General features: G+C 71.1%; 21 protein-coding genes. 13 read left to right on the forward strand and 8 right to left on the reverse strand.

Features of this window, described 5'->3' with window-relative positions; genetic code table 11:
* Positions 1–11: 11 nt before the first annotated feature.
* From JAO84_RS32635 to JAO84_RS32650, 4 genes are read left to right on the forward strand one after another with little or no spacing between them, the layout of a single operon-like run.
* Positions 12–440, forward strand: coding sequence for an SseB family protein (locus JAO84_RS32635; RefSeq protein WP_370416074.1), 429 nt, complete (start codon positions 12–14; stop codon positions 438–440).
* Entirely contained in the window at positions 427–1065 is a 639-nt protein-coding gene (locus tag JAO84_RS32640; RefSeq protein WP_370416075.1) for a hypothetical protein, read from the forward strand. Before JAO84_RS32635 ends, JAO84_RS32640 begins: the two co-directional genes overlap by 14 nt.
* 50 nt (positions 1066–1115) lie before the next feature.
* A complete protein-coding gene (locus JAO84_RS32645; RefSeq protein ID WP_370416076.1) occupies positions 1116–5906 on the forward strand; it encodes a putative T7SS-secreted protein in 4791 nt (1596 codons plus the stop codon).
* Positions 5903–6688 (forward strand): hypothetical protein, encoded by a 786-nt coding sequence (locus JAO84_RS32650; RefSeq protein WP_370416077.1) that lies wholly within the window; start codon positions 5903–5905, stop codon positions 6686–6688. Before JAO84_RS32645 ends, JAO84_RS32650 begins: the two co-directional genes overlap by 4 nt.
* Positions 6689–6692: 4 nt before the next feature.
* Here JAO84_RS32650 and JAO84_RS32655 read toward each other — a convergent pair whose 3' ends face one another.
* On the reverse strand, positions 6693–7823 hold the full coding sequence (locus JAO84_RS32655) for a site-2 protease family protein (protein WP_370416078.1): 1131 nt from the start codon (positions 7821–7823) through the stop codon (positions 6693–6695).
* A gap of 5 nt (positions 7824–7828) precedes the next feature.
* The gene (locus JAO84_RS32660; RefSeq protein WP_370416079.1) at positions 7829–9805 is read right to left on the reverse strand and encodes an aconitate hydratase; all 1977 of its coding nucleotides are present in this window, start codon (positions 9803–9805) and stop codon (positions 7829–7831) included.
* Positions 9806–10025: 220 nt separating this feature from the next.
* Between JAO84_RS32660 and JAO84_RS32665 the strand changes: the two genes are divergently transcribed.
* The 4 genes from JAO84_RS32665 (at position 10026) to JAO84_RS32680 (ending at position 14136) form a co-directional block, all read left to right on the forward strand.
* Entirely contained in the window at positions 10026–10493 is a 468-nt protein-coding gene (locus tag JAO84_RS32665) for a MarR family winged helix-turn-helix transcriptional regulator (protein WP_370416080.1), read from the forward strand.
* A 248-nt stretch (positions 10494–10741) separates the two neighbouring features.
* Positions 10742–11644 carry a phosphate ABC transporter substrate-binding protein gene (locus JAO84_RS32670; protein ID WP_370416081.1) on the forward strand — a complete coding sequence of 301 codons (903 nt, stop codon included), beginning with the start codon at positions 10742–10744 and terminating at the stop codon, positions 11642–11644.
* A gap of 3 nt (positions 11645–11647) precedes the next feature.
* Entirely contained in the window at positions 11648–13459 is a 1812-nt protein-coding gene (gene pstC, locus JAO84_RS32675) for a phosphate ABC transporter permease subunit PstC (RefSeq protein ID WP_370416082.1), read from the forward strand.
* Entirely contained in the window at positions 13447–14136 is a 690-nt protein-coding gene (locus tag JAO84_RS32680) for an ATP-binding cassette domain-containing protein (protein ID WP_370416083.1), read from the forward strand. Before pstC ends, JAO84_RS32680 begins: the two co-directional genes overlap by 13 nt.
* Before the next feature lie 80 nt (positions 14137–14216).
* Here the strand turns inward: JAO84_RS32680 and arsB are convergent, their stop codons facing one another.
* Positions 14217–15293, reverse strand: a complete 1077-nt coding sequence (gene arsB / locus JAO84_RS32685; protein WP_370416084.1) for an ACR3 family arsenite efflux transporter — start codon at positions 15291–15293, stop codon at positions 14217–14219.
* Between the two features lie 141 nt (positions 15294–15434).
* Positions 15435–15746 (reverse strand): ArsR/SmtB family transcription factor, encoded by a 312-nt coding sequence (locus tag JAO84_RS32690; protein ID WP_370416085.1) that lies wholly within the window; start codon positions 15744–15746, stop codon positions 15435–15437.
* A 124-nt stretch (positions 15747–15870) separates the two neighbouring features.
* Between JAO84_RS32690 and JAO84_RS32695 the strand changes: the two genes are divergently transcribed.
* Entirely contained in the window at positions 15871–16344 is a 474-nt protein-coding gene (locus tag JAO84_RS32695; protein WP_370416086.1) for an arsenate reductase ArsC, read from the forward strand.
* Here JAO84_RS32695 and JAO84_RS32700 read toward each other — a convergent pair.
* From JAO84_RS32700 to JAO84_RS32710, 3 genes are all read right to left on the reverse strand, one after another.
* Entirely contained in the window at positions 16313–17992 is a 1680-nt protein-coding gene (locus JAO84_RS32700) for a copper resistance CopC/CopD family protein (RefSeq protein WP_370416087.1), read from the reverse strand. The two genes, JAO84_RS32695 and JAO84_RS32700, sit on opposite strands and share 32 nt — an antisense overlap.
* Before the next feature lie 15 nt (positions 17993–18007).
* A complete protein-coding gene (locus tag JAO84_RS32705; RefSeq protein ID WP_370416088.1) occupies positions 18008–18751 on the reverse strand; it encodes a YcnI family protein in 744 nt (247 codons plus the stop codon).
* An 83-nt stretch (positions 18752–18834) separates the two neighbouring features.
* Positions 18835–19479, reverse strand: coding sequence for a hypothetical protein (locus JAO84_RS32710; protein WP_370416089.1), 645 nt, complete (start codon positions 19477–19479; stop codon positions 18835–18837).
* Positions 19480–19682: 203 nt separating this feature from the next.
* On the opposite strand from JAO84_RS32710, the gene JAO84_RS32715 reads away from it, so the two are divergent.
* Together JAO84_RS32715 and JAO84_RS32720 are read left to right on the forward strand one after the other, a co-directional pair.
* Entirely contained in the window at positions 19683–22199 is a 2517-nt protein-coding gene (locus JAO84_RS32715; RefSeq protein WP_370416090.1) for a molybdopterin-dependent oxidoreductase, read from the forward strand.
* A gap of 194 nt (positions 22200–22393) precedes the next feature.
* On the forward strand, positions 22394–22768 hold the full coding sequence (locus JAO84_RS32720; RefSeq protein ID WP_265864262.1) for a helix-turn-helix transcriptional regulator: 375 nt from the start codon (positions 22394–22396) through the stop codon (positions 22766–22768).
* Positions 22769–22771: 3 nt separating this feature from the next.
* Here the strand turns inward: JAO84_RS32720 and JAO84_RS32725 are convergent, their stop codons facing one another.
* Positions 22772–23851 carry a LuxR family transcriptional regulator gene (locus JAO84_RS32725; RefSeq protein WP_265864261.1) on the reverse strand — a complete coding sequence of 360 codons (1080 nt, stop codon included), beginning with the start codon at positions 23849–23851 and terminating at the stop codon, positions 22772–22774.
* A 250-nt stretch (positions 23852–24101) separates the two neighbouring features.
* Here JAO84_RS32725 and aroA point away from each other — a divergent pair, with 250 nt between their 5' ends.
* Both aroA and gpmI read left to right on the forward strand, forming a co-directional pair.
* Positions 24102–25403 (forward strand): 3-phosphoshikimate 1-carboxyvinyltransferase, encoded by a 1302-nt coding sequence (gene aroA, locus JAO84_RS32730; protein ID WP_265864453.1) that lies wholly within the window; start codon positions 24102–24104, stop codon positions 25401–25403.
* Positions 25400–26920, forward strand: a complete 1521-nt coding sequence (gpmI, locus tag JAO84_RS32735) for a 2,3-bisphosphoglycerate-independent phosphoglycerate mutase (protein WP_265864260.1) — start codon at positions 25400–25402, stop codon at positions 26918–26920. Before aroA ends, gpmI begins: the two co-directional genes overlap by 4 nt.
* Positions 26921–26985 lie beyond the last annotated feature (65 nt).

A 26985-nucleotide genomic window follows, 5' to 3' on the forward strand; every position in this document is an offset into this window, starting at 1 on the left:
AGGGAGGGACCGTGGAGCGGACTGGGGCCGCGCTCGCGGAGCGCATCGCGGAGCGCAGAAGGGGCGGCGACGACCCCCGCGCGCTGGTCGGCGAGATGCGCCGCTCGGTGCTGCTCGTGCCGGTGGCCGACGGCGGACTCTGGTCGGTGCGGGCGGGCGGTGTGCGGTGGATTTGCGGATTCACCGACGAGGCGGCGCTCGCCCGGTTCGCCCTCCACCACGGGCGCGGCGACGAGCCGATGGACTACGCGGCACTGCTCGGCGCGCGCATCGTGGACGAGATCGTGCCGTCCCTGGGTGAGCCGGCCGGACTGGCCGTGGACATCGCGACCGAGGACGGGTCGATGTTCTTCCCGCCGGTCACCGGCATCGTCCCGGACGAGGCCGCAGTCGACACGGGTGCGACGACAGGGGAGGAGCGCGGCGATGAGCGGCGGTGACGGAGCGGACCTCCACCTCGACAAGGCGTCGGTCGCCAAGTTCACCAAGGGCGTGGGCACGACGATCGACGAGCTCGGCGACCTGGGCGGCGCGACCGGCTCGGTCATGGGCAAGGGCTTCTCCGAGCTGTCGATGACCGGCATGGAGGCCGGTCACCACGGCCTGGCCGTGGACTTCGAGGACTTCTGCGAGCGCTGGGAGTGGGGCGTGCGTGCCCTGGTGCGCGACGCGAGCCAGCTGGCGAACCGGCTGGGCCTCGCGGCGGGCACGCAGTGGGAGCACGACCAGTACATCGCGGGCACGCTCAAGGTGGGCGCCAACTCGCTCATGGGCGGCAATCCGCACGCGAGCGAGGAGGAGATCGCCCAGCAGGGCTGGGGCGACATCTTCACCCCGGACTATCTGAACCCGGACTACAGCGCCGAGTCCTTCCAGAAGGCCGGCGACGAGATGGCGCAGACCTGGAAGGACACCGGGCGCACGGTGCTCACCGAGGGCCAGGGCGGGCAGCGCTCGCGCATCCTCAACGAGCTGCTCGGCGTGGACGAGAACGAGTGGAACCAGGCGCTCGACGACACCTTCGGCCCCTCGCCGGAGGAACGCGCGCAGCAGCAGGACCAGTAGGAGCAGTAGGGCAAGTGGGACCGGTAGGACGTCTTCGGGGGTAATTGACGGTGGGCATCGGGGACTTCATCAGCGACATCACCCCGGACGTGGTCGAGGACGCGGTCGAGGACGGCGTCGAGTGGGTCGGCAACCGGGTCGAGGACGCGGGCAACTGGACCGCCGACCGGCTCGAGGACGTGGGCTGGGAGTCCGGCGCGGACTGGGTGCGCGAGCAGTCCCGCTCGGTCGCCAACCGGCTGGGCGCCGAGGTCGACGAGATGGACCTCGGGCAGACCGACGACAAGACGAAACTGATCTACGGCAGCGCCGACAAGATCAACGCGACGGCGACCAGGCTGCGGGCCTTCCAGAAGGCCTTCGACGACGCCGGCGGCGGCCTGAAGGGCCTGGACGCGGGGGAGATGAAGGGTGCGACGGCCGACGCGCTGCGCACCGCCGTCGGCACCCAGCCGCCGAAGTGGTTCACCGCCTCCGACGCGTGCGAGAAGGCCGCCGGCGCGGTGGAGTCGTTCGCGGACACCGTGACCTGGGCGCAGGGCCAGGCCCAGACCGCGATCGACAAGTGGAAGGAGGGCACCAAGGCGTCGGAGGACGCGGCCGACGCGCACAAGAAGAAGGTCGAGGACTACAACAACGCCGTCGAGCGGTTCAACAGCCAGCCCGCCGACAAGCAGGACCGGTCGACCATCCCGCCCAGGCCCGGCGAGACCTTCGACGACCCGGGCAAGAAGCTGATGAAGGAGGCGCAGGACATCCTCGCCGAGGCCCGCAAGCAGCGGAACTCGGCCGCTGAGACCGCGCGTTCGGCGGTACGGGCGGCGCGTGACATGGCGCCGGAGAAGCCCTCGTACTCCGAGCAGCTGCGCGACGGGGCCGAAGAGCTGCAGATCATGGGCGACCATGTCGGCGGCGGCATCATCAAGGGCACCGCGGGCATCGTGAACTTCGTCCGCTCGGTCAACCCGATGGACCCGTACAACCTCACCCATCCCGCCGAGTACGCGATGTCCCTGAACAGCCTCGCCGCCGGTCTCGTCGTCGCCGCGAACGACCCGGTCGGCACCGGCACGCAGATGGTCAAGGACTTCATGAAGGACCCGGCCGAGGGCTTCGGCCGGCTGATCCCCGACCTGGCGCTGACCGCCGCCACCGGAGGCGGCGGCGCGGCCGTGAAGGGCATCCGGATCGCCGAGGACGCCGCCGACGCCGCCCGTCTGCGCAGGCTCGTCGACGACGCCCCCGACGGCACCCACAAGCGCCCCGACGACGATCGCTGCACCGACGGCACCGACCCGGTCGACCTCGCCACCGGCCGCATGTTCCTGCCGCAGACCGATGTGGAGATCCCCGGCATCCTGCCGCTGGTGTTCTCCCGGCGCACCGAGTCCGGCACGGCGACCGGCCGCTTCCTCGGCGCCGCCTGGTCGTCCACGGTCGACGAACGCCTGGAGATCGACGCTGTTGGCGTCCTCCACGTCACCGCCGACGGCCTCCTCGTCTCGTATCCGCACCCCGTCCCGGGCGTCCCGACCCACCCCGGCCGGGGCCGGATCCGCCGCGTCCTCGCCCGCGAGGCCGACGGCGACTACACGCTCGCCGACCCCGACACCGGCCTCGTGCGCCGCTTCGCCGCCCCGGCGGGCGCCGAACCCGGCGGCGACGGCACCGCCTGGCTGTCAGGCCTCACCGAGCGCAACGGCCACACCGTCACCGTCGACCGCGCCGACGACGGCCTGCCCCTGGCCCTCGCCCACTCCGCCGGCCACCGCCTGACCCTCACCACCGACGACGGCCGGATCACCGCGCTCGCGCTCGCCGGTGCGGGCCCGGGCGGCACGGACCTGCCCCTCATGGCGTACGGCTACGAGGACGGCGAACTGACCACCGTCACCCGCCCGTCCGGCGCCGCCACCGCCTTCCAGTACGACGAACGCCGACGGGTCATCGCCTGGACCGACTCCAACGGGCACCGCTACGACTACGCCTACGACGACCGGGACCGCGTCGTCGCCGAGGGCGGCGCCGCCGGACACGTCCAGCTCACCCTCGCGTACACCGAGCCCGACGCCGCCACCGGCCACCGCACCACCACCTTGACCACCGCCGGCGGCGCCGTCACCCGGCACCTCGTCGGCCCCGGCTGCGAGATCCTCGCCACCGTCGACGCCCTCGGCCACACCACCCGCTACCGCCACGACCCCGACGGCAACGTCCTCTCCCGGACCGATCCGCTGGGCGCCACCACCACCTTCGGCTACGACGACGAGGGCCGGCTCGTCTCCGCGGTGCGCGCCGACGGGGCCGAACTGCGCTTCGTACGCGGCCCGTTCGGGCTGCCCACCGAGGTCGTCGCCGCCGACGGGGCCCGGACGACCTACGCGTACGACGAGCGCGGCAACCGTACTGCCGTCACCGACCCCACCGGCAACACCACCCACTCCGCCTACGACGAGGCCGGGCGGCTCACCTCCGTCACCGACGCCCTCGGCCGCACCACCCGCGTGGTCTGCGACGCGGCCGGCCGGGTCGTGGCCGTGACCGAACCGACCGGCGCGACCACCCGCACCGAACGGGACTCCCTCGGACGCCAGTTGCGCGTCACCGACCCGGCGGGCGGTGTCACCGAGCTGGAGTGGACCGCCGACGGACAGCTCGCCCGGCGCACCGACCCCGGCGGCGCCACGCGGACCTGGACCTACGACGGCGAGGGCAACTGCCTCACCGAGACCGACCCGTTGGGCGCCGTCACCCGCTACGAGTACGGCCCCATGGACCTCCCGGTCGCCACCACCCGCCCGGACGGCACCCGCCACACCTTCGAGCACGACCGCGACATGCGGCTCACCCGGGTCACCAACCCCCAGGGGCTGACCTGGAGTTACGCCTACGACGCGGTCGGCAACGTGCGGTCCGAGACCGACTTCGACGGCCGCACCCTCACCTACCGGACCGACGCCGCCGGCCGCCTCGCCGAACGCGTCGACGCGCTCGGCGGCACCATCGCCTTCACCCGCGACCCGCTCGGCCAGGTGGTGCGCAAGAACGTCGACGGCCGGACGACCACCTACGCGTACGACCGGGCCGGACGCCTCCTCGAAGCGGCCGGCCCGGACACCGAACTGCGCTACCAGTACGACCGCGCCGGCCGGGTCAAGACCGAACTCGTCGACGGCCGCCCCATCGTCTACGCCTACGACGACCTGGGCCGCCGGATCCGCCGCACCACCCCGACCGGCCACATCACCTCGTACGCCTTCGACGATGACGGACTCCCGCAGCGCCTCACCACCGGCGGCCGGTCGGTCGCCTTCGCCCACGACGCCGACGGACGGGAACTGGCCCGGGTCTTCGACGGCAGCCTCACCCTGGCCTCCGCCTGGGACGAGCACGGCCGCCTCGCCGCCCAGCACATCACCGCCGGCCCCCGCGCCGTCAACAGCCGGGCCTACGCCTACCGCGCCGACGGACGCCTGGCGGGCATCACCGACGGCCTGTCGGGCAACCGCCGCTTCGACCTCGACCCGCTCGGCCGGATCACCGCCGTGCACGCCGCCGGCTGGACCGAGCGGTACGCGTACGACGAGGCAGGCAACCAGACGGCCGCCGACTGGCCGGAAACCCACCCCGGCCACGAGGCGACCGGCCCGCGCGCCTATTCCGGCACCTCGGTCATCCGCGCCGGCGGCGTCCGCTTCGAGCACGACGCCCTCGGCCGGATCACCCTGCGCCAGAAGACCCGCCTCTCCCGCAAGCCCGACACGTGGCGCTACACCTGGGACACCGAGAACCGCCTCACCGCCGTCACCACTCCCGACGGCACCCGCTGGCGCTACCGCTACGACCCGCTGGGGCGCCGCACCGCCAAGCAGCGCCTCGCCGCCGCTGCCGGCGACACCGACACCGATACCGACACGGTCGTCGAGGAGGTCCGCTTCACCTGGGACGGCCTCACCCTCTGCGAACAGACCACCCACCGGCCCGACAGCCCCCACACCGTCGCGCTGACCTGGGACCACCGCGACGTCGTCCCGCTCGCCCAGACCGAACGCATCCTCACCGCCGACGAGCGGCAGGACGAGATCGACCGCCGCTTCTTCGCCATCGCCACCGACCTCGTGGGCACCCCCACCGAACTCGTCGACGAGACCGGCACCGTCGCCTGGCACACCCGCAGCACCCTCTGGGGCACCACCGCCTGGTCCCGCGACAGCAGCGCCTACACCCCGCTGCGCTTCCCCGGCCAGTACTACGACCCCGAGACCGGCCTCCACTACAACCTCTTCCGCCACTACGACCCCGAGACCGCCCGCTACGCCTCCCCGGACCCCCTCGGCCTCGCCCCGGCCCCCAACCCCGTCGGCTACGTCGACAACCCGTACGCGGGCTGCGACCCGCTGGGCCTGGCGCCCGACTGCAAGGAGGAGAAGGCCAAGAAGCGGGCGATCAAGGCCGCCGACGGTGTCATCGAACGGGCCGAGGACGGCAAGCTCCGCAAGCACCCCGACTACCACGGCGACACCATGCACGGCTTCACCGACGAACGGGTCCTGGAGATCCTCAAGAAGCCGGACGCCGTGTACCAGTCGACGGGCGGCTCCGGAAACCTGATCTTCCGGCAGGGCGAGGACGTCGTCGTCACCAAGGGCGTCGGTTCGCAGGCCGGCCAGGCCATCACGGCCTACGGACCCTCCGGCGTCCTCGGCGAATCCGGCGCGACGGCGGTCGGCAACGGCGCCAAGGCCACCGACATCGGCCGGCCCATCACCCACGAGGACATCGTGGAGGGCAGGATTCCCGGCAAGAACGGCAACATGCCCCCGGCGGTACAGATCAAATGACGAGGCACCAGATGCACGTGACCCTGAACGACGGCTGGACCGCGACGGTGACGGACACCCCGCTGTCTCCCACCCCCCGCCTGGGGACCGGCTCCGTGGTCGTCGGCCCCTACACGGACCGGGAGGAGCGCGAGCGGTTCTTCTTCTCGGCCACGTTCGGCAGCATGCACTTCCTCTGGGACACCCCCGACATCCTCCGCTTCGACAAGGAGAGCCGGGACCTGGTCGCGGTGGAGCTCCAACTCCCCTACACCTCGGCGTACGCGGAGACCACCACGCGGCTCCCCGTCCTGCCCGAGATCCGCCCCGGCGGACTGCGCGCGGACGAGGCCAAGGACTGCCACCTGGAGATGTGCACGGCCCTGTGCCGTACCCCCGGAGACGCCGAGCTGATCTGCCTGCGGGACCTCGACGTCCTCGACACCCCGCTGGACGCACGGATCGGCATCGCCCCCGACCTGACCCTCCTCCTTCAGCAGGGCACCGTCGTCGGCTGGACCCTGACCGACCCCGCCCGCCACCTGACCACCGGCTACGCCGCCCCCGACCCGGCCCCGCCCGCCGCCGCCACCCGTCGCCTCTTCAGCGACTGCGTCGACCTGGTCACCCAGCCCCTCTTCGACGACATCACCGACGGCGACCCGGCCGCCCTCGCCCGCCTCCGGGCCGCCGACGAGGCCCTGCGCGCCCAGACCGAGGACCGCGCCCGGGCCGACGCCCTCCTGGAGCTGATCTCGAACACGGTGGAGGACTACGGCGACTGGCACGCCGAGTCACCGTGACGCATCACGTCTCCGGACCGCGCAGTGCGTGGCGCTGGACGAGCCGGGTGATGTCACGTGCGGTGATGATGCCCACCAGAAGTCCGGCCTCGACGACGAGGATCCGCAGGCCGCCTCTGCTCGGGCGCGCCTTGTCGAGGACGTCGTCCAGGAAGGCGTCGGGCGCACAGGTGGTGCACTGAGCGAGCGGGGTCGCGACGTCCCGTACCCGCGAGGTCCCGCGCTGCTCCGCGGGGATCCTGGCGAACTGCGACAGGTCGACCAGGCCGCTGGGGCGGCCTTCCAGGTCGAGCAGGGGCAGGGCGGAATGGCGGGCCCGCATCGCCACGTCGTCGACACAGCGCTCCACGGTGAGCCAGTCGGGACAGGTCTCCACGGGGCTCGACATGGCCTCGGAGGCCCGTACGCCGTGCAGGGCCGCCGCCATTCCCGCCTGGCGGCGCTCCATGTTGGCGACGACAAGGACGAAGAAACCGATGAGCATCGACCAGAGGCCGCCCGGCGCGCCGCGCAGCACGAGCACCCAGCCCCCGGCGATCAGCAGGAAGCCCAGCACCTGGCCGCTGCGTGCGGCCGCCCGTTCGGCCCGGTCCCGGTCTCCGGTGCGCCACCAGATCACGGACTGCACCACACGCCCGCCGTCAAGGGGCGCGGCGGGCAGCAGATTGAACACTCCGAGCAGGAAGTTCACCCACGCCAGCCACACCAGGACCGCCGCGGGCACCGCCCAGCCGAACAGCGCGTCCAGCCCGATGCCCACGCCCAGCGCCGCTCCGCCGATGACCAGACTCGTCAGCGGCCCGCCGGCGGCCACCACGAAGGCCGCGCCGGCCGTACGCGGCTTCCCCATCTGGGTCACCCCGCCCAGCGCCCACAGGGTGACGTCCTGGACGGGGATGTCCCTCCGCCGGGCGAGGACGGCGTGCGCGGCCTCATGGGCGAGCAGGCTCCCGACGAGCAGCAGGGCCCCGACAAGCCCGGCGAGCGTGTACACGGCGCTGGACCGGCCCGGCAGCCAGGCGGGCAGCGTCTGCGCCCCCAGGCTGTAGCCGAAGAGGCCGACGAGCAGGGGCACCGACCAGTGGATGCGCAGCGGTACGCCGAGCACGTGTCCGATCCGCACCGAGCCGTTCATCGCCGTCAGCCGGTCGTGGGTGCCGACCGGCGCGCCGCCACGGCCGGGATGACGCCGCCCGCGAGGACGGCGGTCCGCCGGCGTGCGGTGAGGTGGTGGGTGACGCGGTAGTCCTCGTCCTTGGTGGTGTTGTGCACCAGCAGAGGAGCGTCCTGGGCGTCGCCGAGTCGGCTGCGCAGACCGGTGAGGCGCAGTTCGTCGCCCTGGCTGATCCGGTCGTAGTCCGCCGGGTCGGTGAATTCGAGGGGGAGGACGCCGTAGTTGGCGAGGTTCTGCCAGTGGATGCGGGCGTACGAGCGGGCGAGTACGGCGCGCAGGCCGAGCAGGCGGGGCGTGATCGCCGCGTGCTCCCGGGAGGAGCCCTGGCCGTAGTTGTCGCCCGCGACGACGAGGTGGGCCCCGGTGCGCCGGGCGCGCTCGGGGTAGTCGGGATCGACGCGGGTGAAGGTGAAGTCGGCGAGCCTGGGGAGGTTGGAGCGGTAGGGCAGGGCCTTGGCTCCGGCCGGTGAGATCTCGTCGGTGGAGACGTTGTCGCCGGTCTTGAGCAGCACCGGTCCGTCGAGTGTGTCCGGCAGGGGGTCGAGGTCGGGCAGCGCGGAGATGTTCGGGCCGCGCACGAGTTCCACGGCGGCGGAGGTCTCGGCCGGCGGCGGGGGCTCCAGCATCGCGCGGTTGACCGAGGCGTGTTCGGGCAGGTCGAGGTGCGGCGGCGGGACGCCCTCACGCAGGGCCCAGGCCCGGGGGTCGGTGATCTCTCCGGTGAGGGCCGAGGCGGTGGCGGTCTCCGGCGAGCAGAGCCATACGGAGTCGTCCGAAGTCCCGGAACGGCCGGGGAAGTTACGGGGGAAGGTACGGAGGGAGTGGCGGCCGGCGGCGGGGGCCTGGCCCATGCCGATGCAGCCGAGACAGCCGGCCTGGTGGATCCGGGCCCCGGCGGCGATCAGGTCGAAGACGGCGCCGGTCAGGGTCAGGTCCTGGAGGGTCTCGCGCGAACTGGGGTTGACGTCGAAGCTGACCCCGCCGTGGGTCTGGCGGCCCTTCGCCATGGCGGCGGCGACGGCGAAGTCCCGCAGTCCGGGATTGGCGGAGGACCCGATCACCACCTGGCTGATCGGGGTGCCGGCCGCCTCCCGGACCGGGACGACGTTGCCGGGGGAGGTGGGGGCGGCGATCAGCGGTTCGAGGGCGGACAGGTCGACGACGTCCGTGAGGTCGTACGGGGCACCGGGTTCGGCGGTGAGAGGGCGGAAGTCCTGTTCGCGGCCTTCCGCACGCAGGAACCGCCGTACCGCCTCGTCGGCGGGGAACACGCTCGTGGTGGCGCCCAGCTCCGCGCCCATGTTGGCGATGACATGCCGGTCCATGGCGGTCAGCGTGGCAAGCCCGGGGCCGTGGTACTCGAGGATCCGGCCCAGGCCGCCCTTGACGCCGTGGCGGCGCAGCAGTTCGAGGATGACGTCCTTCGCGCTGACCCAGTCGGGCAGTTCGCCCTCCAGACGGATCCCCCAGATGCGCGGCATCCGCAGGTACAGCGGCTCACCGGCCATCGCCAGGGCCACGTCGAGCCCGCCGGTGCCGACGGCGAGCATGCCGAGCGCGCCGGCGGCGCAGGTGTGGGAGTCGGAGCCGGCCAGGGAGGCGCCGGGGACGCCGAAACGCTGCATGTGGGTGGGGTGGGAGACGCCGTTGCCGGGCTTGGAGTACCAGAGGCCGAAGCGCTGGGCGGCGGAGCGCAGGAAGAGGTGGTCCTCGGCGTTGCGCTCGTCGGCCTGCAGGATGTTGTGGTCCACGTACTGCACGCTCGGCGCGGTGCGCACCCGGTCCAGGCCGAGCGCCTCCAGTTCCTGCATCACGAGCGTTCCGGTGGCGTCCTGGCAGAGGGCCTGGTCGACGCGCAGCCCGATCTCCTCTCCCGGCGCCATCCGGCCGTCGACCAGGTGCGCCGCGATGAGCTGGTGCGACACGGTGAGCGGCTCGGTCATGGTCCTCACCCTCCGATGGGCACATTCGCCCGAGGGCCACCGGCCCCGCGCTCACCCATCCGTCCTCGCGGATACCCGCCGCCGCCCGGTCGAACCGCTCACTCCGGGGTCAGCGTGTACGTACCGCCCTCGCGGCCCCACTCACCGCCGCCTGGGCGAGGGCCCGCCGCGGGCGCAGTGTTGTCTTGACAACAGTTGCCTGGTCGTCAACGCTTGAGGAGTGGCAGCTTCCACCAGCGGTCTGCGCGATCATCTCGGCTACTGGCTCCGGCGGCTTTCCGACGAGGTCCACGGCCGGTTCGAGCGGGAGCTCGCCGAGCACGGCGTGACCGTCTCCCAGTGGGGGGTCCTGATCACCGTCCACCGCGGCGACGCCACCACCACCCGGGAGGTGGCCCGGTACCTGGGCATCGACGCCGGGGCGGTCTCCCGCCTGGTCGACCGGCTGGCCGCCAAGGGCCTGATGACCCGCGAGCCGGACCCCGCCTCCCGCCGCACGCTGCGCCTCGCGCTCACCGAGACCGGCCGTGACCTGGCCCCGCGCCTCGCCGAGATCGCCGACCGCAACGACGCCCACTTCTTCGCCGACCTCGGCCCGGACCGGCGCCGGCAGCTGGAGGACTGGATCCGGCACCTGACAGGCGAGGCCCCGCCGCAAGTAGACCGATCGGCGGAGGGGACTACGTAATCCGCAGTCAGGCCGTCCCCCGAGCGCTCGGTCCGGCTTGCCCGGGCCACGTAAAGGAACGATCAAGCAAACGGAAGATGTATCAGAAGTGGGGGCAATGTGAACGGCAGTCGTACAACTGGTAGTTGGTAGAGGGTTTTCAGCCGTCCGCCCGGCTGCTTAGATTCCGTTCGAATCAGAGACCGACTGGGGGAGGACCCTGCATGTCCCGCACCATGGAATCTCCGTCGCAGGCACAGGACTTGACGATGGGGAGGGCTCGGTCCGCAGGTCTGGTCAGCCGGCGGCGGTTCGCCTGTCTCGCTTCGGGAGCGGTCCTGATCGCGTCGCTCACGACGGCCTGTGCGAACGCCGACGCCAGCAGCGGCGCGGGGAAGGCGTTGCAGGCGAGCGGGTCCACCACGGTGGCGCCCGTCGCCGCGGACGCCGCCGAGGCGCTCAAGGCGCAGGGGCTGAACATCACCGTTGCCACGCAGGGCGGTTCGGCCGGTGGGATCTCACAGCTCGGGGCCGGGCAGATCGACATCGCGCTGAGCTCGAAGCCGGTGTCCGACGAGGACAAGGCGGCCAGCCCCAAGACCGACTACGTCACCACGCAGATCGGCTCCGACGCCGTGGGCGTCATCATCAGCAAGCAGGTCGCGGACGCCGGGGTCAAGAACCTGACCGTCGACCAGGTGAAGGGCCTCTTCGAGGGGAAGATCACGAACTGGAAGCAGGTCGGTGGCCCCGACCTGGCGGTCTTCGTGTACGACAAGGAGCCCGGGCGGGGTACCCGCGAGGTGCTCGACAAGTACCTGTACCACGGGGAGAAGCCCCCGCCGCCGCCGAGCTCCGGCAACTACGCGATCGTGGGCGGCAACCTGGAGACCCGCAACAAGCTCGAATCGACGCCGGGCGCTGTCGCTCCGCTGTCGACCGGCTTCGTCGAGGGGCGCGACAAGCTCGCCGTCGTCACCCTGGACGGAATCGCCCCGTCGTCGGAGAATGTCGCCACCGGCAAGTACCCGATGAGCCGCCCGCTCTACATGCTCACCAACGGGCAGCCGAAGGGCGACGCGAAGAAGTTCATCGACTACATCCTCTCCGACAAGGGGCAGCCGCTTCTGACCAAGCACGGCTACCTCACTCTCAAGCAAATCGGGAAGTAGCAGGTGACAGCGAAGACACTGGTGCGGCAGCCCGCCGCACCGGAAGCGTCACTTCGCCCGCACCCCTCCCGGTGGGTGTGGGCCTGGGTGGGCGCCGGCACGGTCTCCGTCGCCGGCGTCATGCTGGTGCTCCTCGGCTACCTCGGCGCCGGCGTGCTCAGCGGCACGGTCGACTGGATCGGCCTCCTGGCGGAACCGATGTGGAGTCCGACCGACTCCGTCTTCGGCGGACTGGCCATGATCTACGGCTCGGCCGTCGTGTGCCTCATCTCGCTGGTGCTCGCCGTGCCGGTCGGCTGGGCGGGGGCCATCGCGCTCTCCGAGTACCTTCCGCCCCGGCTCGCCCGGCCCCTGCGCATGAGCGTGGAGCTCCTCGCGGCCGTCCCCTCCATCGTGTACGGACTCATCGGCATCATGGCGGTGCGCCCCTTCATCGCGTGGATGGGTGATGTGCCGGGCGGCGACAGCCTCCTGGCGGCCGGGATCGTCCTGGCCGTGATGATCATGCCGACCATCGTGGCCGTGAGCGTGGACGCCCTGTCCGCCGTCCCGGACCGGTACCGCGAAGCCGCCTACTCCCTGGGACTCACGCGGCGGGAAGTCGTCCGGTCGGCGGTCCTGCCACAGGCCCGCCAGGGGATGAGAGCCGGTGTGCTCCTGGGTCTCGCCCGGGCGCTCGGCGAGGCGATCGCAGTCTTCCTGGTCGTGGGAAGGGCTGACGGAAGGCTGCCCACGTCGTTCGACGAGTTGCTCGACTCGCTCGTCCATCCCGGGCAGACGCTCACCACCAAGCTGGCTGGACCGGAGCCGGTTCTGGCAGGAACCTCCGGCCCTTACTTCGCTGCGATCTGCGGGCTGGGCCTGATCCTCCTCGCTCTGGTCGCCGCCGCTACCGTGTGGGGCATCCGCCGCACGTCGGGCCCCGGTTCCGCGATGCGGGGCAGCCGGAAGCGGCAGTCGTCGCGGATGCGCGGGGAGCTCGACAAGGCCGTGGGGCTGCTGCGCGTGGGGGCGCTCCTTCTGCCCGGCGCGCTGCTCGTGGCCATGCTCGCCGTCCTTGTGACACGGGGGAGCGCGGCCTTCGCTCCGTCGTTCTGGTTCACGTCCGCGGTCGGTTCGTCCGGCGGCGGGGTGAGTGACCAGATCCTCGGCACACTCCTTCTCGTCGTGACCACGGGGCTCATGTCACTGCCCCTGGGATTCGGGGCGGGCATCTTGCTCGGTGTCAACGCCTCCGCCCGCGCTGCACGCGTCCTGCAGACGGTGACCGTGGTGGTGGGCGGGACGCCGACCATCCTCCTCGGCCTCGCCGGGTTCGTGATCATCTGCAGCACCATGGGCTGGGGCCGGTCGTGGCTGGCGGGTGCCATCGTGCTCGTGCCGGTGGTCGTACCCGTGGTCGCGCTCACCACGGCAGGACGGGTCAGCGGCATGCCTGCGGAGATGACCGAGAGCGCGCTCGCGCTCGGCCTTTCGCGCGCTCAGTACATCCGGTCCGTCGTCGTTCCGTACGCCTGGCCGGCCACGCTCACCGGGCTCCTGCTCGGCCTCGCCCGTGCCGCGGGGGAGACCGCACCGCTGTTGTTCACCGCCACGGTGGTCTTCGGCGCGCCGGCGCTGCCCAGCGGGATCGTGAACGCTCCCGTGCAGGCCCTGCCCACGCACATCTTCAACCTGTCCCAGGACTCGGGCGACCCGCTGGCGGTCTCGCAGGCGTGGGGCAGCGCGCTGGTCCTGGTACTCATCACGGCTGTACTGCTCTGCGTGGCGGTCGCGCTGCGCAACCGCTTCGAGGGGGAGCGATGGACCACGTAATCGCTGTACGAGAACTCCGGGTGCGGGACCGGGAGAAGACCCTCGTCGGACCCGTCTCCTTCGGCCTGGAGCAGGGGTCGACCACCGGCCTCTGCGGGCCGTCGGGCGCCGGCAAGTCGACGGTGCTGCGCGCGCTCGTCGACCTCCTTCCCGCCGGGCTCACCCGGGACGGGCACCTCGAAGTCCTCGGACGCCCGATCGCACCCCGGAAGGGTGACGCCGACCTGAGGACCAAGGTTGTGCTCGTGCCTCAGGCGCCGGTGGTGTTCGGCGGCAGCATCCTCGACAACGCCCTCTTCGGGATCCGGCACGTCATGCGGGCCTCTCGCGAGACCCTGCGTGACCGGGCCGAAGAGGCCCTGAACGAGGCAGGCTTGTGGAAGGAGGTCTGCGACCGGCTCGACTCGCCGGCCCAGAACCTGTCGGTCGGTCAGCGCCAGCGACTGTGTCTCGCGCGCGCCCTGGCCCTGGAGCCGGCGGCTCTGCTCCTCGACGAGCCGACGAGCGCCCTGGACGAGCGCAGCCGGAACACGGTCGAGGAGTCCGTGGCCGCGCTGCGGGGTCGCCGGACCGTCCTGCTGGTGTCGCACGACCCCGCGCAGGTCGCGCGGCTCTGCGACAGGACGGTGCAGTTGGACCCGCCCGTGGCGGTGCCGAGCCCTGCTCCGGTGGGCTGATCGTTCGGAGGGCGGCAGCTCTCCCGGTGGGCGGTCGGCGCGTTGCGCCGACCGCCCACCAGTCGTTTCCGCGCAGGAGATCACGTCTGCTCGAAGCGCCTCCGCAGGGCGAGCGAGACATGGACCAGGCCGATGAGCACCGGCACTTCGATCAGCGGGCCGACGACTCCGGACAGCGCCTGTCCCGAGGCGAGGCCGAACGTGCCGATCGCGACGGCGATGGCGAGCTCGAAGTTGTTGCCTGCCGCGGTGAAGGCGAGGGTCGCGGTGCGGTCGTACGGCAGCCCCGCGGCCTTGCCGAGCGCGAAGGAGCCGAAGAACATCACCGCGAAGTAGACCAGGAGCGGAAGGGCGATGCGCGCCACGTCGAGCGGCTGCGACGTCACCGTCCTCCCCTGGAGGGCGAACAGCACGACGATCGTGAACAGCAGGCCGTAGAGCGCCCAGGGGCCGACGCGGGGCAGGAACTTCTGCTCGTACCCGTCCGTGCCCAGTCTCCGCTCGCCGATCCGGCGGGTGAGGAAGCCGGCCAGCAGGGGCACGCCGAGGAAGACGAGGACGTTGAGCGCGATCTGCCACGGTGAGACGTCCAGGCCCTGGCCGTCACCGAGCCCCAGCCACCGCGGCAGCAGGTCGAGGTAGAACCAGCCCAGAAGGCCGAACGCCACCACCTGGAAGAAGGAGTTGAGGACGACGAGGACGGCGGCGGCCTCCCGGTCGCCGCAGGCGAGGTCGTTCCAGATGATCACCATCGCGATACAGCGGGCGAGGCCCACGACGATCAACCCGGTGCGGTACTCCGGGAGTTCGGGCAGGAAGACCCAGGCGAGGGCGAACATGACCGCCGGGCCGACGATCCAGTTGACGACCAGCGAGGAGACCATCAGCCGGCGGTCGCCCGTGACGGTGTCGAGGCGGTCGTAACGCACCTTCGCGAGCACCGGGTACATCATCACGAGCAGTCCGACGGCGATGGGCAGCGAGATGCCGCCGACCTCCACCGCGGCGAGAGCACCACTCAGCCCGGGGATCAGCCGTCCCAGGACGAGACCGGCGGCCATCGCGAGAAGGATCCAGACCGCCAGGTAGCGGTCGAGGGTCGACAGACGCCGGGTGAGCGCTGCCGTGGAGGTGGTGTCCGGGTCGGTGAGCGTCACGGGCGCCGCCTCGGGAAGGAGCCGGTGTCCGTGATCGCATCAGCCTCGACTGAGGTGAGCATGAGGGGATGCTCTCACATCACTGAGAACTGACACCAGTCTTCGATGATGTCAGTTCCTGTTGATGTCTTCCTGTTGATGTCAGCAGCTCCGCTTGCGGCCGCTCTCGGTCGTCTCCTGCGCGACGGCCGCGAGGCGGGTCAGTTCGCCCGCGAGTGCGGACAACGCCTCGGGCTTGAGGTGGTAGTACGTCCACCGCCCGCAGGGCTCGGTGTCGACGAGGCCCGCCTCGCGCAGCACCTTCAGGTGGTTGGACAGGTTGGTCTGTCGAGCCCCCGTCTCCTCGACCAGGTGGGTCGTGCAGAGGGACTCGCGCGCCAGCAGCGTCACGATCTGAAGGCGCAAGGGGTCGGCCAGCGCCTTCAATACGTCACTGTCGACTGATGTCAGCATATACTGATACTCTCATGTCCGGGGGTGTCGCGGGCACCGCATTCCCCATTCTCCTGCAGGGTTCCGGTCGGCATGCCACCCCTCCTCACCCACCAGGCACCATCCGCACCACCCGAGGATCGACATGGCCACCGTCCCCCGCGCTTCTGTCCTTTTCGTCTGCGTCCACAACGCCGGCCGCTCGCAGATGGCCGCCGCCTGGCTCCAGCACCTGTCCCGGGGACGCGTCGAGGTCCGCTCCGCCGGCACCCTGCCCGCCGACCAGATCAATCCCCAGGCCGTCGCCGCCATGGCCGAGGTGGACATCGACCTGGTCGGTCTCACCCCGCGCGTGCTGACCCCGGAGATGGTGAAGAGCAGCGACTACGTGATCACCATGGGCTGCGGCGACACCTGCCCCGTCTTCCCGGGCAAGCAGTACCGCGACTGGGCGCTGCAGGACCCGGCGGGCCAGGGCCTCGACGTCGTGCGCCGGATACGCGACGAGATCAAGGAGCGCGTCGCGGACCTCGTCGCCGAGATCGACGGGACGGCGTCCGACGCCTACGACGGGCACGACGCGGACGTCAGCGGACATCGAGCGGACGACGCAGCGTGATCTGATCGACGTCGGAGGTCCGTACGGTCAGCGCCAGCTCCCAGGCGCCCGGCGTCGGCACCTGGAAGCCGGAGACGGTCCAGTGGCCTTCGGATGCCCGCCGCACCGGGACCGGTAGGGGACCGATGCCTTCGGGCGACGTCAGAGTGGCCCGTACCTCGGGCACGTCGAGGAGCCCGCCGGCCGGGTCGGTCACGGTCACATGGAACGCGTTGGCGCCGGCCCGTCCGGGATCCACGACGATGTCGGCCTTCCCCTTCCCCTGGGGGCTGCCAGTGTCGAACGGCGCCTCAAGGGAGACGACGGCAACGGCCCCCGCCTCCGTCGCCGATTGTTCCGAACGCGCGGGTTCCGTGGTGGTCAGAACCGTGGTGATCGCCAGAACGGCCACCCCGAGGACGGCCTCCGTCGCCACCCAGCGCCGGAGAGTCCGCCGCGGGGTGGGACCGTCCTCCAGACGGGCGGTCCAGCGGCGCGAGACGTAGCCGAGGCACAGCAGCAGCGCCACCCCGCCCGCCTTGGCGAGCAGCAGGAGCCCGAAGCGGGTCTCGGTCAGGCCGGGCAGCGTACCCACCTGGCGCCACGACTGATAGAGCCCGGTGACCACGAGCACACCCACGCTGACGAGCGCGACCCGCGAGAACCGGGCCACCACCTCCGCGGGCAGAGCGTCGACTCGTGTCAACGCGAGGGTCAGGACGCACAACCCGCCGATCCATGTGCCGGCCGCCATCAGATGCACCACATCGACAGGTACGGCGACAGCGGTCTGCAACCCCGCCGAGGCATGCTCGGCGCCGGCCCAGGTACAGGCGAGCGCGGCTCCCAGGAGCAGTGCGGTGACGACCGCGGCACGGCTCGAAGCCTCCGCGGGTGCCTTCCGCCACCGGATCCATACCACGGCGCCCGCCGCCAGCAGCCCGAGGCGCACACCGAAGAGCACCCCTGCCTTGGTTCCCCAGGCCTCGCCGAGTCGCGCGACATCGGCGACATCCCCGAGCTCCCCGGAGCCGGTGTACGCGCCCCGGAGTGCGAGCAGGGCGAGCGTGCACGCGAGCAGCACCGACCACCCCACCACCACCGCACGGCGCGTCAGGCGGTGCTCCCGTCCCTGCGGCCGGCACACCAGCAGGAAGCAGACCGCACCCGTCAGGAGGAGCATCCCGGCGTACGCGCCGAAGCGCGCTGCCGCGTAGGCCCACCCGACGGGGCCGGCGTCCGGATCGCGCACGCTCGGCACTGTGCCGGCGGCCGTCGCCGACGGGGCGCCCACGGAGAACGTGAACGCGCCCGCCACCGGGTGGCTGTCGGCGGACACCACCTGGTACGCCACTGTGTACGTCCCCTGGGGCAACTGCCCCCGCAGACCCACCGCGTACGAGCCGCCGCCTTCCTCGACAGGCCGCGCGTCGTCCACCCGCCGGCCGGCGGGATCAAGCACGCGAACGGCGTCGGCGCTGAGTGCGATCTCCTCGGTGAAGGTCAGCATCACCCGGGACGGGGCTTCGGCGACCACCGCCCCGCGCGCGGGCGTACTGCCGGTGAGCACGGCGTGCGCGTCGGCCGGAGGGGCTCCGGCGACGAGCAGGCCCAGACCGGCCAGCAGGGCGACGACCCAGCGGCGCGCGCGGGAGACGGTGACCGTCATGGCAGCCTTTCCGGATCAGGCGTTGCTGCGGCGACGGCTGGTGACCAGGGCTGTGCCGAGTCCGGCCGCGCCCAGGACGATCCCGGCGATGCCGAGCCACCGCTCGGTGCCGTGCTCGCTGTCGTCGTGCGCCTGCGCCTTGTCGGCGCCGTGGTCATCGCCGCCGGAAGGCTTCGCGGCGGGCGCGTTCGAAGCCGGTGCCCCGCCGTGGTGGTCGTCGGTCGCCGCGGAGAGCTTCAGTACGGCGGCCGGGTGCTCCGGCTCCTCCTGGCCCGCCACGGGCGGCTCGATCCAGCGCACGACCTCCTTGTTGTCGTACGTCTGCAGCGCCTTGAGGACGAGTTCGTCCGCGTCCTCGGGCAGTTGGCCGAGCGACAGCGGGAACTTCTGGAAGTAGCCCGGCTGGATGCCCTTGTCGGTGGCGGTCCAGGTGACCTTGCTGACGGCCTCGGTGATGCTCTTGCCGTGCAGCGTCAGCGGCTTGGCGAGCTTCGTCCTGGTCACCTCGATGGTCCACCCGGGCACCGCCTGCGGCATGACCGAGGCCAGTGGGTGATCGGCCGGGAACGACACCTCGACCTTGGTGGTCGAGGCGTTCGGCCGCTCGTTGGGGACCTTGACGTTCACGGTGGCGTAGCCGCCCTTGGCGGCGGTGCCCTCCGGCTGGACGGACACATGGGCGAAGGCGGGGGAGGAGGCGAGTGCGAGGCCGGCGACCGTGGTCGCGGCGAGGATGCCGAGGCGTGCGGAAGTGCGCATGAGTGTGACTCCGTTGGTGCAGGGCCCCGAGCGGTGCCTCGCAGGGCACACGCGTACCGGGGCGGGAAGGATGGATGACGACGTCAGCCGAGGACGGCCATCCACCGCGGAGGTCCGCGTCGAGTCACCTCATGTGAGAGGAGGAGCTGAGGGCCGAGGGGTGCCGCCGCCCGCCAGGACAGAGCACGCGGAAGACCGGATACGGGTGCAGCCGGACACCAACGCCACTGTCGCACCAGGACGTTGAGGATGCGCCGTACGTACGCGACGACGTCGGAGCCGTACAGGCAGGCGAGTTCGCGGACCTGGGCCGCTGCCGCGTCGCCGCTGCGGAGCAGCCATGCGACGCCGGCCGCCGCCACGAGGTGACCGCAGAGCATCGGGAGCGTGGGAAGAACGGCCGTCCAGGGCAGGGGAGTCATGCCCTGGTCCATCGCCCCCATGGAATGCGGCATCGGGCTCACCGGCATCGTGGCCGAGAAGAAGGCGTGCAGCCCGATCTGCGAAACGGCGAGAACACCCGAGCTCATCGGCATGGTCAGACGACGGCGGGCAAGGGGTGCCACCACGAGGGTGACGGCCGCTGAGCCCTCCGAGATCGCGCTCCAGGAGGGCGACGCTCCCGTGGCCACACTGTGGCCGCAGGCGGACATCACCACGCTCAGCCAGGTGAGGAGCAGGGCGCGGACGAGGCCGGCTCCCGGCAGCGAGCGCACACCCGGATTCATCCCCACCCCCCTGCGGGCTACACGTCGACATGCCTGGTGTGAAAGGAAGCTGACAGAACGTCAAAACAGCGCGAAGACAGGCCAGTCCGAGCAGCGGGACGGCGCGCGCCTCACTCTAACCCGTTGATTCGATGAATCTCTAGACAGGAGGTGGTGATCACCCTAGGCTCACGACGCCTGCCACACCACAGGGGGAGTCGGACGTGTCCCACAACAACAAGCCTGTCTCCAGAAGGAACGTCGTCCAGGGCGCCGTACTCACCAGCGCGGCCCTGATGGTCAACGTCCCGACCGCATCCGCGGCCGGAGGCAACCCCGTGAATGTCGCACCACCCACCACCGTCGGCGAGGGCGGCCTGTTGAACTTCACCGAGGGCTCGGCTGCCCTCCACCCCGACCGGACGGTCAAGAGCGCCTGCCAGTTCTGCAACTCGAACTGCGCGATCTCCGTCGGCGTCCGTGCCGACCGTGTCATCAGCGTCCAGGGCGCGTCCGGCGACCCGGTGCAGCAGGGCAACATCTGCGTCAAGGCCCCGATGATGGCCGAGATCACCCACAACCCCCTGCGCCTGACCAAGCCCCTGATCCGTACCGGCGGCCGGAAGGGCTCCAAGGAACCCGCATTCCGCGAGGCCACGTGGGACGAGGCGCTCGATCTGATCGCCCGCCGTCTCCTCGCGCTGCGCGACAGCGGTCAGGTCGCCGCGATCGCCAACCGGACCACCGGCCGTCTCCCCCGGGGCACCGGGTCCCTGGTGGCGCGCCTGTTCACGCTCCTCGGCAGCCCCAACAACACCGACGTCGGTCCGGTCTGCAACGACGCCGGCGGCAACGCCCTCAAGGCCACCTTCGGCCTCGGCAACTTCACCAACGGGTACGGCACGGACGGCGCCACCGGCCAGGACGACCTGGGCTCCGCCGACTACTTCCTCTTCCTCGGCACCAACCAGGCCGAGACCCATCCCGTCACCTTCGACTACCTGCTCCGCGGGAAGGCCCGTACGGGTGCCAAGCTCGTGGTCGTCGACCCCCGGGAGACTCCCACGGGTGCGCTCGCCGACGAGTGGATCTCCCCCAAGCCGCACACCGACCTGGCTCTGGCCCTGGGCATGCTGCAGCACATCCTCGACAAGCGCCTGTACGACCGGGAGTTCGTCGACCGCTGGGTCCTCGGCTTCAAGGAGCTTCAGGCCCATATGGCGGCGTCGGGATACACCCCGGAGTGGGCCGCCGACGTGACGGGCGTCCCGGCCGACACCATCCGCCGTATCGCGCGCGAGTACGCCCGCGCCGACAAGGCGGCCATCTTCTGCAACGCCGGCATCTCGCACCAGCTCGGCGCCTTCGACACGTACCGCGTGCTCACGTTCCTCGCCGCGGTCACGGGCAACATCGGCCGGCTCGGCACCGGGTGCAACTTCATGCACAACACCTGGCCCGGCGACCTGCACCTGCCCGCGCTCACCGTCCGTACGCCCGACGTGGGCACCGCGCTGCCCGTGGGGCCCGACTACTTCGCCGAGGCCATCCTCACCGGCAAGCCGTACCCCCTCAAGGCGATCATCACCCAGGGCAACCCGCTGATCTCCTCCGCCAACACGGAGAAGGTCAAGGAGGCGTTCCGCAAGCTCGACTTCTACGTCTACACCGGCCTGTTCATGGAGGAGGCGGCGTACTACGCCGATGTCGTCCTCCCGGTGAGCTCGCCGCTGGAGTACGAAGGCGTGTACATGCGGCGCGACGACCGGGCGATCCGCTGGCAGGAGGCCGCGGTTCCGCGCTGCGGTGAGTCGAAGACCGACTACGAGATCTGGATCGACCTCGCCCACGCCTTCGCCCGCCAGGACCGCCGGAAGGGTCACGCGTACTGGGCCGATTCCTTCCCCCTGGCCTGGAAGGACTACTCGACCCTCTGGGCCGAGTTCGTCAAGCACACCCCGGGCGTGGGCGGAATGACGCAGGAGCGGATGCAGAAGCGCACGGAGCCGCTGCGCTGGCCCTGCCCGACGCCCGACCATCCGGGCGTCAGCGCGCTCTACCAGGACCATCCCTCCTGGTACGAGGCCGCCGAGTCGCTCGGCGCCAAGAAGGGGCAGCGCTTCCTCACTCCCAGCGGCAAGATCGAGATCTACACCGAGGAGCTGGACCGGCAACTCGCCACGGCCGGACACGCGGCACTGCCCGGCTTCTACACCCACCCCGAGGTGACCGGCGCCCACCCCACGCTCACCTACGAGAAGCGCTTCATCACCAGCCCGATCAACCCGCAGGCCGTCACGCATCCGGTGCGGCTCGGTGTGCGGGGCGACGGCTCCGTCCACCGCGACTACCCGCTCATGGGCATGACGGGCCGGCCGAGCGTGGTCCACTTCGCCTCCGTCACCCACTGGACGCCCACCGGCGCCCGGCTCAACGGGATCAGGCTTCTTCAGATCCACCCCGACACGGCGCGCAGGCTCGGCATCGAGGACCGCGACGACGTGGTCGTGGAGAGCCCACGGGGCAAGGTCACGGCCACGGCCCTGTACTGGGAGGGCATCCGGGAGGACACCGTCTTCCTGCCCAACACGTTCGGCCCCGCACAGAAGCTCGCGGAGGAGCTGGGCGCCGATCACTACGAGGCGGCGAACGCCCTCGTCGACGACCGCTACTACGACAACCTCTCCGGCCAGCAGGCCTACAAGTGCTTCGCCTGCCGCGTCACCAAGGCGCCGGCCTGAACCGATTCCCCGCAGTCCGCCCGACAGACCTCCTCCGCATGACACCCCCTGTCGGGCACCCCGGCCCTGCCTCCCTCGCGCGTCCCCACCGCGCGGAGGCAGGGCCATTTCCCCTGCCAGAGAGGCGAATGGGGTGCCTCTCGTCACGTCTCAGGTCAGTTGCGCAAAGATTCGACAACTGTAAAACTAGACAGATGGCACAGCTTGAGGTGATCGACCCCGTAACATGCTGCACCCCCGTCATAGCCGCGCCCCTCGACGAGGAGCGGGCCGCGGGCACGGCCAAGATGTTCAAGGCCCTGGGCGACCCGATCCGGCTCCGCCTGCTCTCGATGATCGCGTCCGCAACGGGTGACGGCGAACTGTGCGTCTGTGATCTGACCGGCCCCTTCGACCTGTCGGCGCCGACGATCTCGTATCACCTCAAGATCCTCCGCGAAGCGAATCTGGTCACCTCCGAGCGCCGTGGCACCTGGGTCTACTACCGCCTCCGGCGGGACAATCTGAGCCTGCTCTCCGGTCTGCTCGCCGTTCCGAGCATGGGGGAGCTGGCGGTCGCCGAGGCCTGACGTTCACACCAGCACGCCGAGGTCCAGCCCTTCGGAGATCGTGGCGGAGAGGGCTGCACTCTTCGGATCCTTTGCCCGCACGGGCTGATCGCCGCCGCACGCGCAGGGCCGCAGCCAGCCACGCTCGACCGCCTTGGCCCCGGCCTCGAACCTGCTGCGGGCGCCCAGCCGCTCCATCATGTCGGCGATGGTGCGGCGCGCGGTGCGCAGGCCCAGGCCGAGCTTCTTGCACACCGCCTCGTCGGTGAGTCCCTGACCCATCAGACGGAGCATCTCCTTTTCGAGCGGAGTCGGCTGGTCGCCCTCGCAGGTTCCTGGGGCGTCCAGCGGCGTCATGCTCTCGCAGAGGCGCTCGAACAACGCGATCAGCCCGGTGATGTACCCGGCACCCGACACCTGCACCGCCCCGGCGCACGGGTCGGCCGGGTCGGCGGGCAGCAGGGCCGTGGTCCGGTCGTAGACGACGAGCCAGAGGGGGAGGGTCGGCGCGGTGCCGACCTTGCCGCCGTTGCGGGCGATCCAGCGCGCGTAGGCGAGGCCGGCCCGGTCGTTGTAGACGCTCTCCAGGTAGACGTTCCACACCAGGACCCCGCGGTCCAGCATGTGCTGGTCGACCGGGCGACGGGCGTGCATCGCCTCGGCGCTGTTGGCGTCGGCGGGGAGCAGGGAGACGCACTCGGTGGTGGTCCGGCCGGCCAGGCGCTCCATGCGCGCGTGGATCGCGGCCTGGGACTCGAGGCGCTCCCAGCCCGCGTGGGTGCCTCGCGCCTGGGCGTCGTCGTACTCCTCGGAGAGCCGGTCCACGGCCGCCTTGATGTGGACGAACTCCTGCTGGCGACGGAGGAGTTCGGACTGCTGCCGCTCCAGCATCGTGCGCAGCGCGAGTGGTGGCCGGGTCGGTACGAGGGTGCCGGACATCTGGCGCAGCAACGAGAGCTCGACGAGACGGTTCACGCTCTGGCGTACGGCGGCCTCCGGTGCGTCGACGCCGAGCGGAAGGTCGTCCAGGTGGCACCCCGGCCGGTCGAGTGCGAAGCGGTAGATCGTGTGCGCCAGTTCGTCCAATCCCAGTGACTGCAACATCCGCCCCCCAGGCCTGCTGCTGAATTGAATTTCTTCAAGATAGCACGGTGCTTGATCATCTGATCGGTGCCGAGTGAGCGGATCCGATCATGGGAGGCAGCATGTTGCCCGGCAACTTGCTGCCCCCGGAAGGAACTTCTCAGCCACACCGGAGCACCCGCAGTCTCGATCACGTCACCGGCGGCGTCGTGACGTCACGGCGCCACGACCATCGGGAGAGGCTTTGAGCTCGTTCGAGACAGATCTGCGGATGAAGGCCGAGAGCGTCACGATCCGACCCCTGCAGACCTTCGACAAGCGGGTGAAGGTCCTCGGCTCCAAGAGCTACTCCAACCGCTACCTGGCGCTCGCCGCCCTGTCCGGTGAGTCCACCACGATCGAGGGCGCCCTGGTCTGCGACGACACGCAGTTCCTCGCGGGTGCGCTGCGCGCCTTCGGCCATGTCGACGTGGACATCGACGCCGCGGCCGAGCGGATCACGGTCACGCCCACCGGCCGGCCGATGACGGCCCCGGCCGAGGAGGTGTACGTCGGAGCGGCGGGCACCCCGATCCGGTTCCTGATCTCCATGGCCGGCCACGCCGAGGGGACGACCGTGCTCACCGGCACCAAGCGTATGCAGGAGCGCCCCATGGGCTCCCTCCTCGAAGCCCTCCCCGGCCTCGGCGTGACGGCCGAGGCCGTCCGCGGCAACGGCAGCCCGCCGATCAAGGTCACCGGCCCGAGCTTCCGCGGCGGCTCCACGCGGATCAGCGGCGCGGTCAGCTCCCAGTTCACCTCCAGCCTCCTGGTCAACGCCACGCGCGCCGAGCAGGACACCGAGGTCCACGTCATCGACGACCTGATCTCTAAGCCCTACGTCGAGATGACGATCGCGGCCCTCGCCGAGATGGGCGTCGTCGTCGAGCGCGACGGCTACACCCGCTTCAAGGTCGCCGCCGGCCAGAAGCTGCGCGGCGGCACGGTCAGCGTCGAGCCCGACGCCTCCGGCATGTCGTACTTCCTCGCCGCCGCCGCGGTGCTCGGCGGCACGGTCACCATCCCGGGCATCGGCAAGTCGTCCAAGCAGGGCGACGTCGGACTCGTCGAGGCCCTGGTCCGCATGGGCTGCACCGCCGAGGTAACCGACGACTCCATCACGCTGACCGGCGGGGAACTCCACGGCATCGACATCGACATGGAGACCATGCCCGATGTGGTCCCGACCCTCGCGGTCGTCGCCGCCTTCGCCCAGGGCACCACGCACATCAGCAACATCGCCAGCCTCCGGATCAAGGAGTGCGACCGCATCGCGGCCGTCACCACCGAGCTGCGCAAGATGGGCATCACCGTCGAGGAGTTCCCCGACGCCATGACCATCACCGGAGGAACCCCGCAGGGCACGGTCATCGACACCTACGACGACCACCGCATCGCCATGTGCTTCGCCATCGCCGGCCTGCGCACCGAGGGCGTCGTCATCAAGGACCCCGGCTGCGTCGCGAAGTCCTTCCCGACCTTCTGGAAGACGCTCGACAGCCTCCACGACGACGACATCGCGAGCACCCTGTGAGCGCCGGAACCCCGGGCATCCTGCTGGTCCTCGACGGTTGGGGACACGCGGCGGCCGGTGAGGCCAACGCCCTGACCGCGGCCGCCACGCCGTACCTCGACGGACTGCTCGCCACCTGCCCGACCGTCCTCGCCGACGCCTCCGGCACCGCCGTCGGACTGCTCCCCGGGACGGTGGGCAACTCGGAGATCGGCCACATGGTCATCGGCGCCGGCCGCCCCATCCCGTACGACAGCGTGCTCGTCCAGGAGGAGATCTCCAGCGGACGCATGCGCTCGAACGAGGCCCTGACCGAGGTGCTGAAGGGCCTCGCCGCGAGCGGCGGCGCCCTGCACCTCATCGGGCTCTGCTCCGACGGCATGATCCATGCCAACGTGCAGCACCTGCAGGAACTGCTCCGTATCGCCGCGCAGTTCGCCGTGCCGCGGGTCCGCGTCCATGCCATCACGGATGGGCGGGACGTCGCCGACCACACGGCCGCCGCCTACTTGGGCCTCGTCGACACGTTCTTCGCCGAGGCGGGCATCGGAGAGGTGGCGACGGTCGTCGGACGCGGGTACGCACTCGACAAGAGCGGCAACCTCGAACTGACCGAAAAGGTCTCCCTCGCCATCGTCGACGGCAAGGGCGAAGCGATCAGTGAGCCGCAGGAGGCCCTGGAGCTGACCCAGCGCGGAGACGAATGGGTGCCGCCCTGCGTCGTGACGAGCGCCGACGGCCGGCCGCTCGGGGCCGTCCAGGACGGCGACGCCATCCTGTTCACCAACTTCCGCAGCGACCGCATCCAGCAGCTCGCGGACGACCTCCACACCTGGCTCGCCGGCCGGCGGGTCACCTTCCTGAGCCTCGCCCAGTACGACACCAAGGCGTCCATCCCGGCCCTGGTGCACCGGTCGGACGCGGGCGGCGGCCTCGCCACCGTACTCGGTGCGCAGGGCGTGCGCTCCGTACGCATCGCCGAAGCCGAGAAGTTCGAGCACGTCACGTACTACCTCAATGGCCGCGACTCGAACGTCGTCCCCGTCGAGGAGCATGTCAGGATCACCGGTGACAGGGCTCCCGACTACACGGTGAGACCCGCGATGAACATCGACCGGGTCACCGAAGCCGTCATCTCCGCCGCCCGCCGCGACGACGTTCCCCTGGTGGTCGCCAACCTGGCCAACATCGACGTCGTCGGCCACACCGGCCACTTCGACGCGACCCGGCAGGCAGCCGAGCACACCGACCGTGCCGTGGAGGCCATCTGCGGCGCGGCGCAGGCGACCGGCCGCTGGGTGTTGCTCGTCGGGGACCACGGCAACGCCGAGAAGATGCTCACCGACGCCACGGACGGCGACGGCTGGCCCTACGGCGGGCACACCACCAACCCGGTTCCCGCCGTGCTCGTTCCGGCTGCCGGGCAGAAGGCGGCAACGCCTGCCGGCCCGGCCACCCTCGCCGACATCGCGCCCAGCGTCCTCGCGCTGCTCGGGCTCGCCCCCGAGCCCCGCATGACCGGGCGGCCCTTGTGGTGAGCGCCGGAACGCACCGGCACCAGACCGACCACGCGTCCCCTTTCACCTCCGCAGGACTGGAGACA

Source organism: Streptomyces fradiae (assembly GCF_041270065.1).
In the GTDB taxonomy this organism is placed as follows: domain Bacteria; phylum Actinomycetota; class Actinomycetes; order Streptomycetales; family Streptomycetaceae; genus Streptomyces.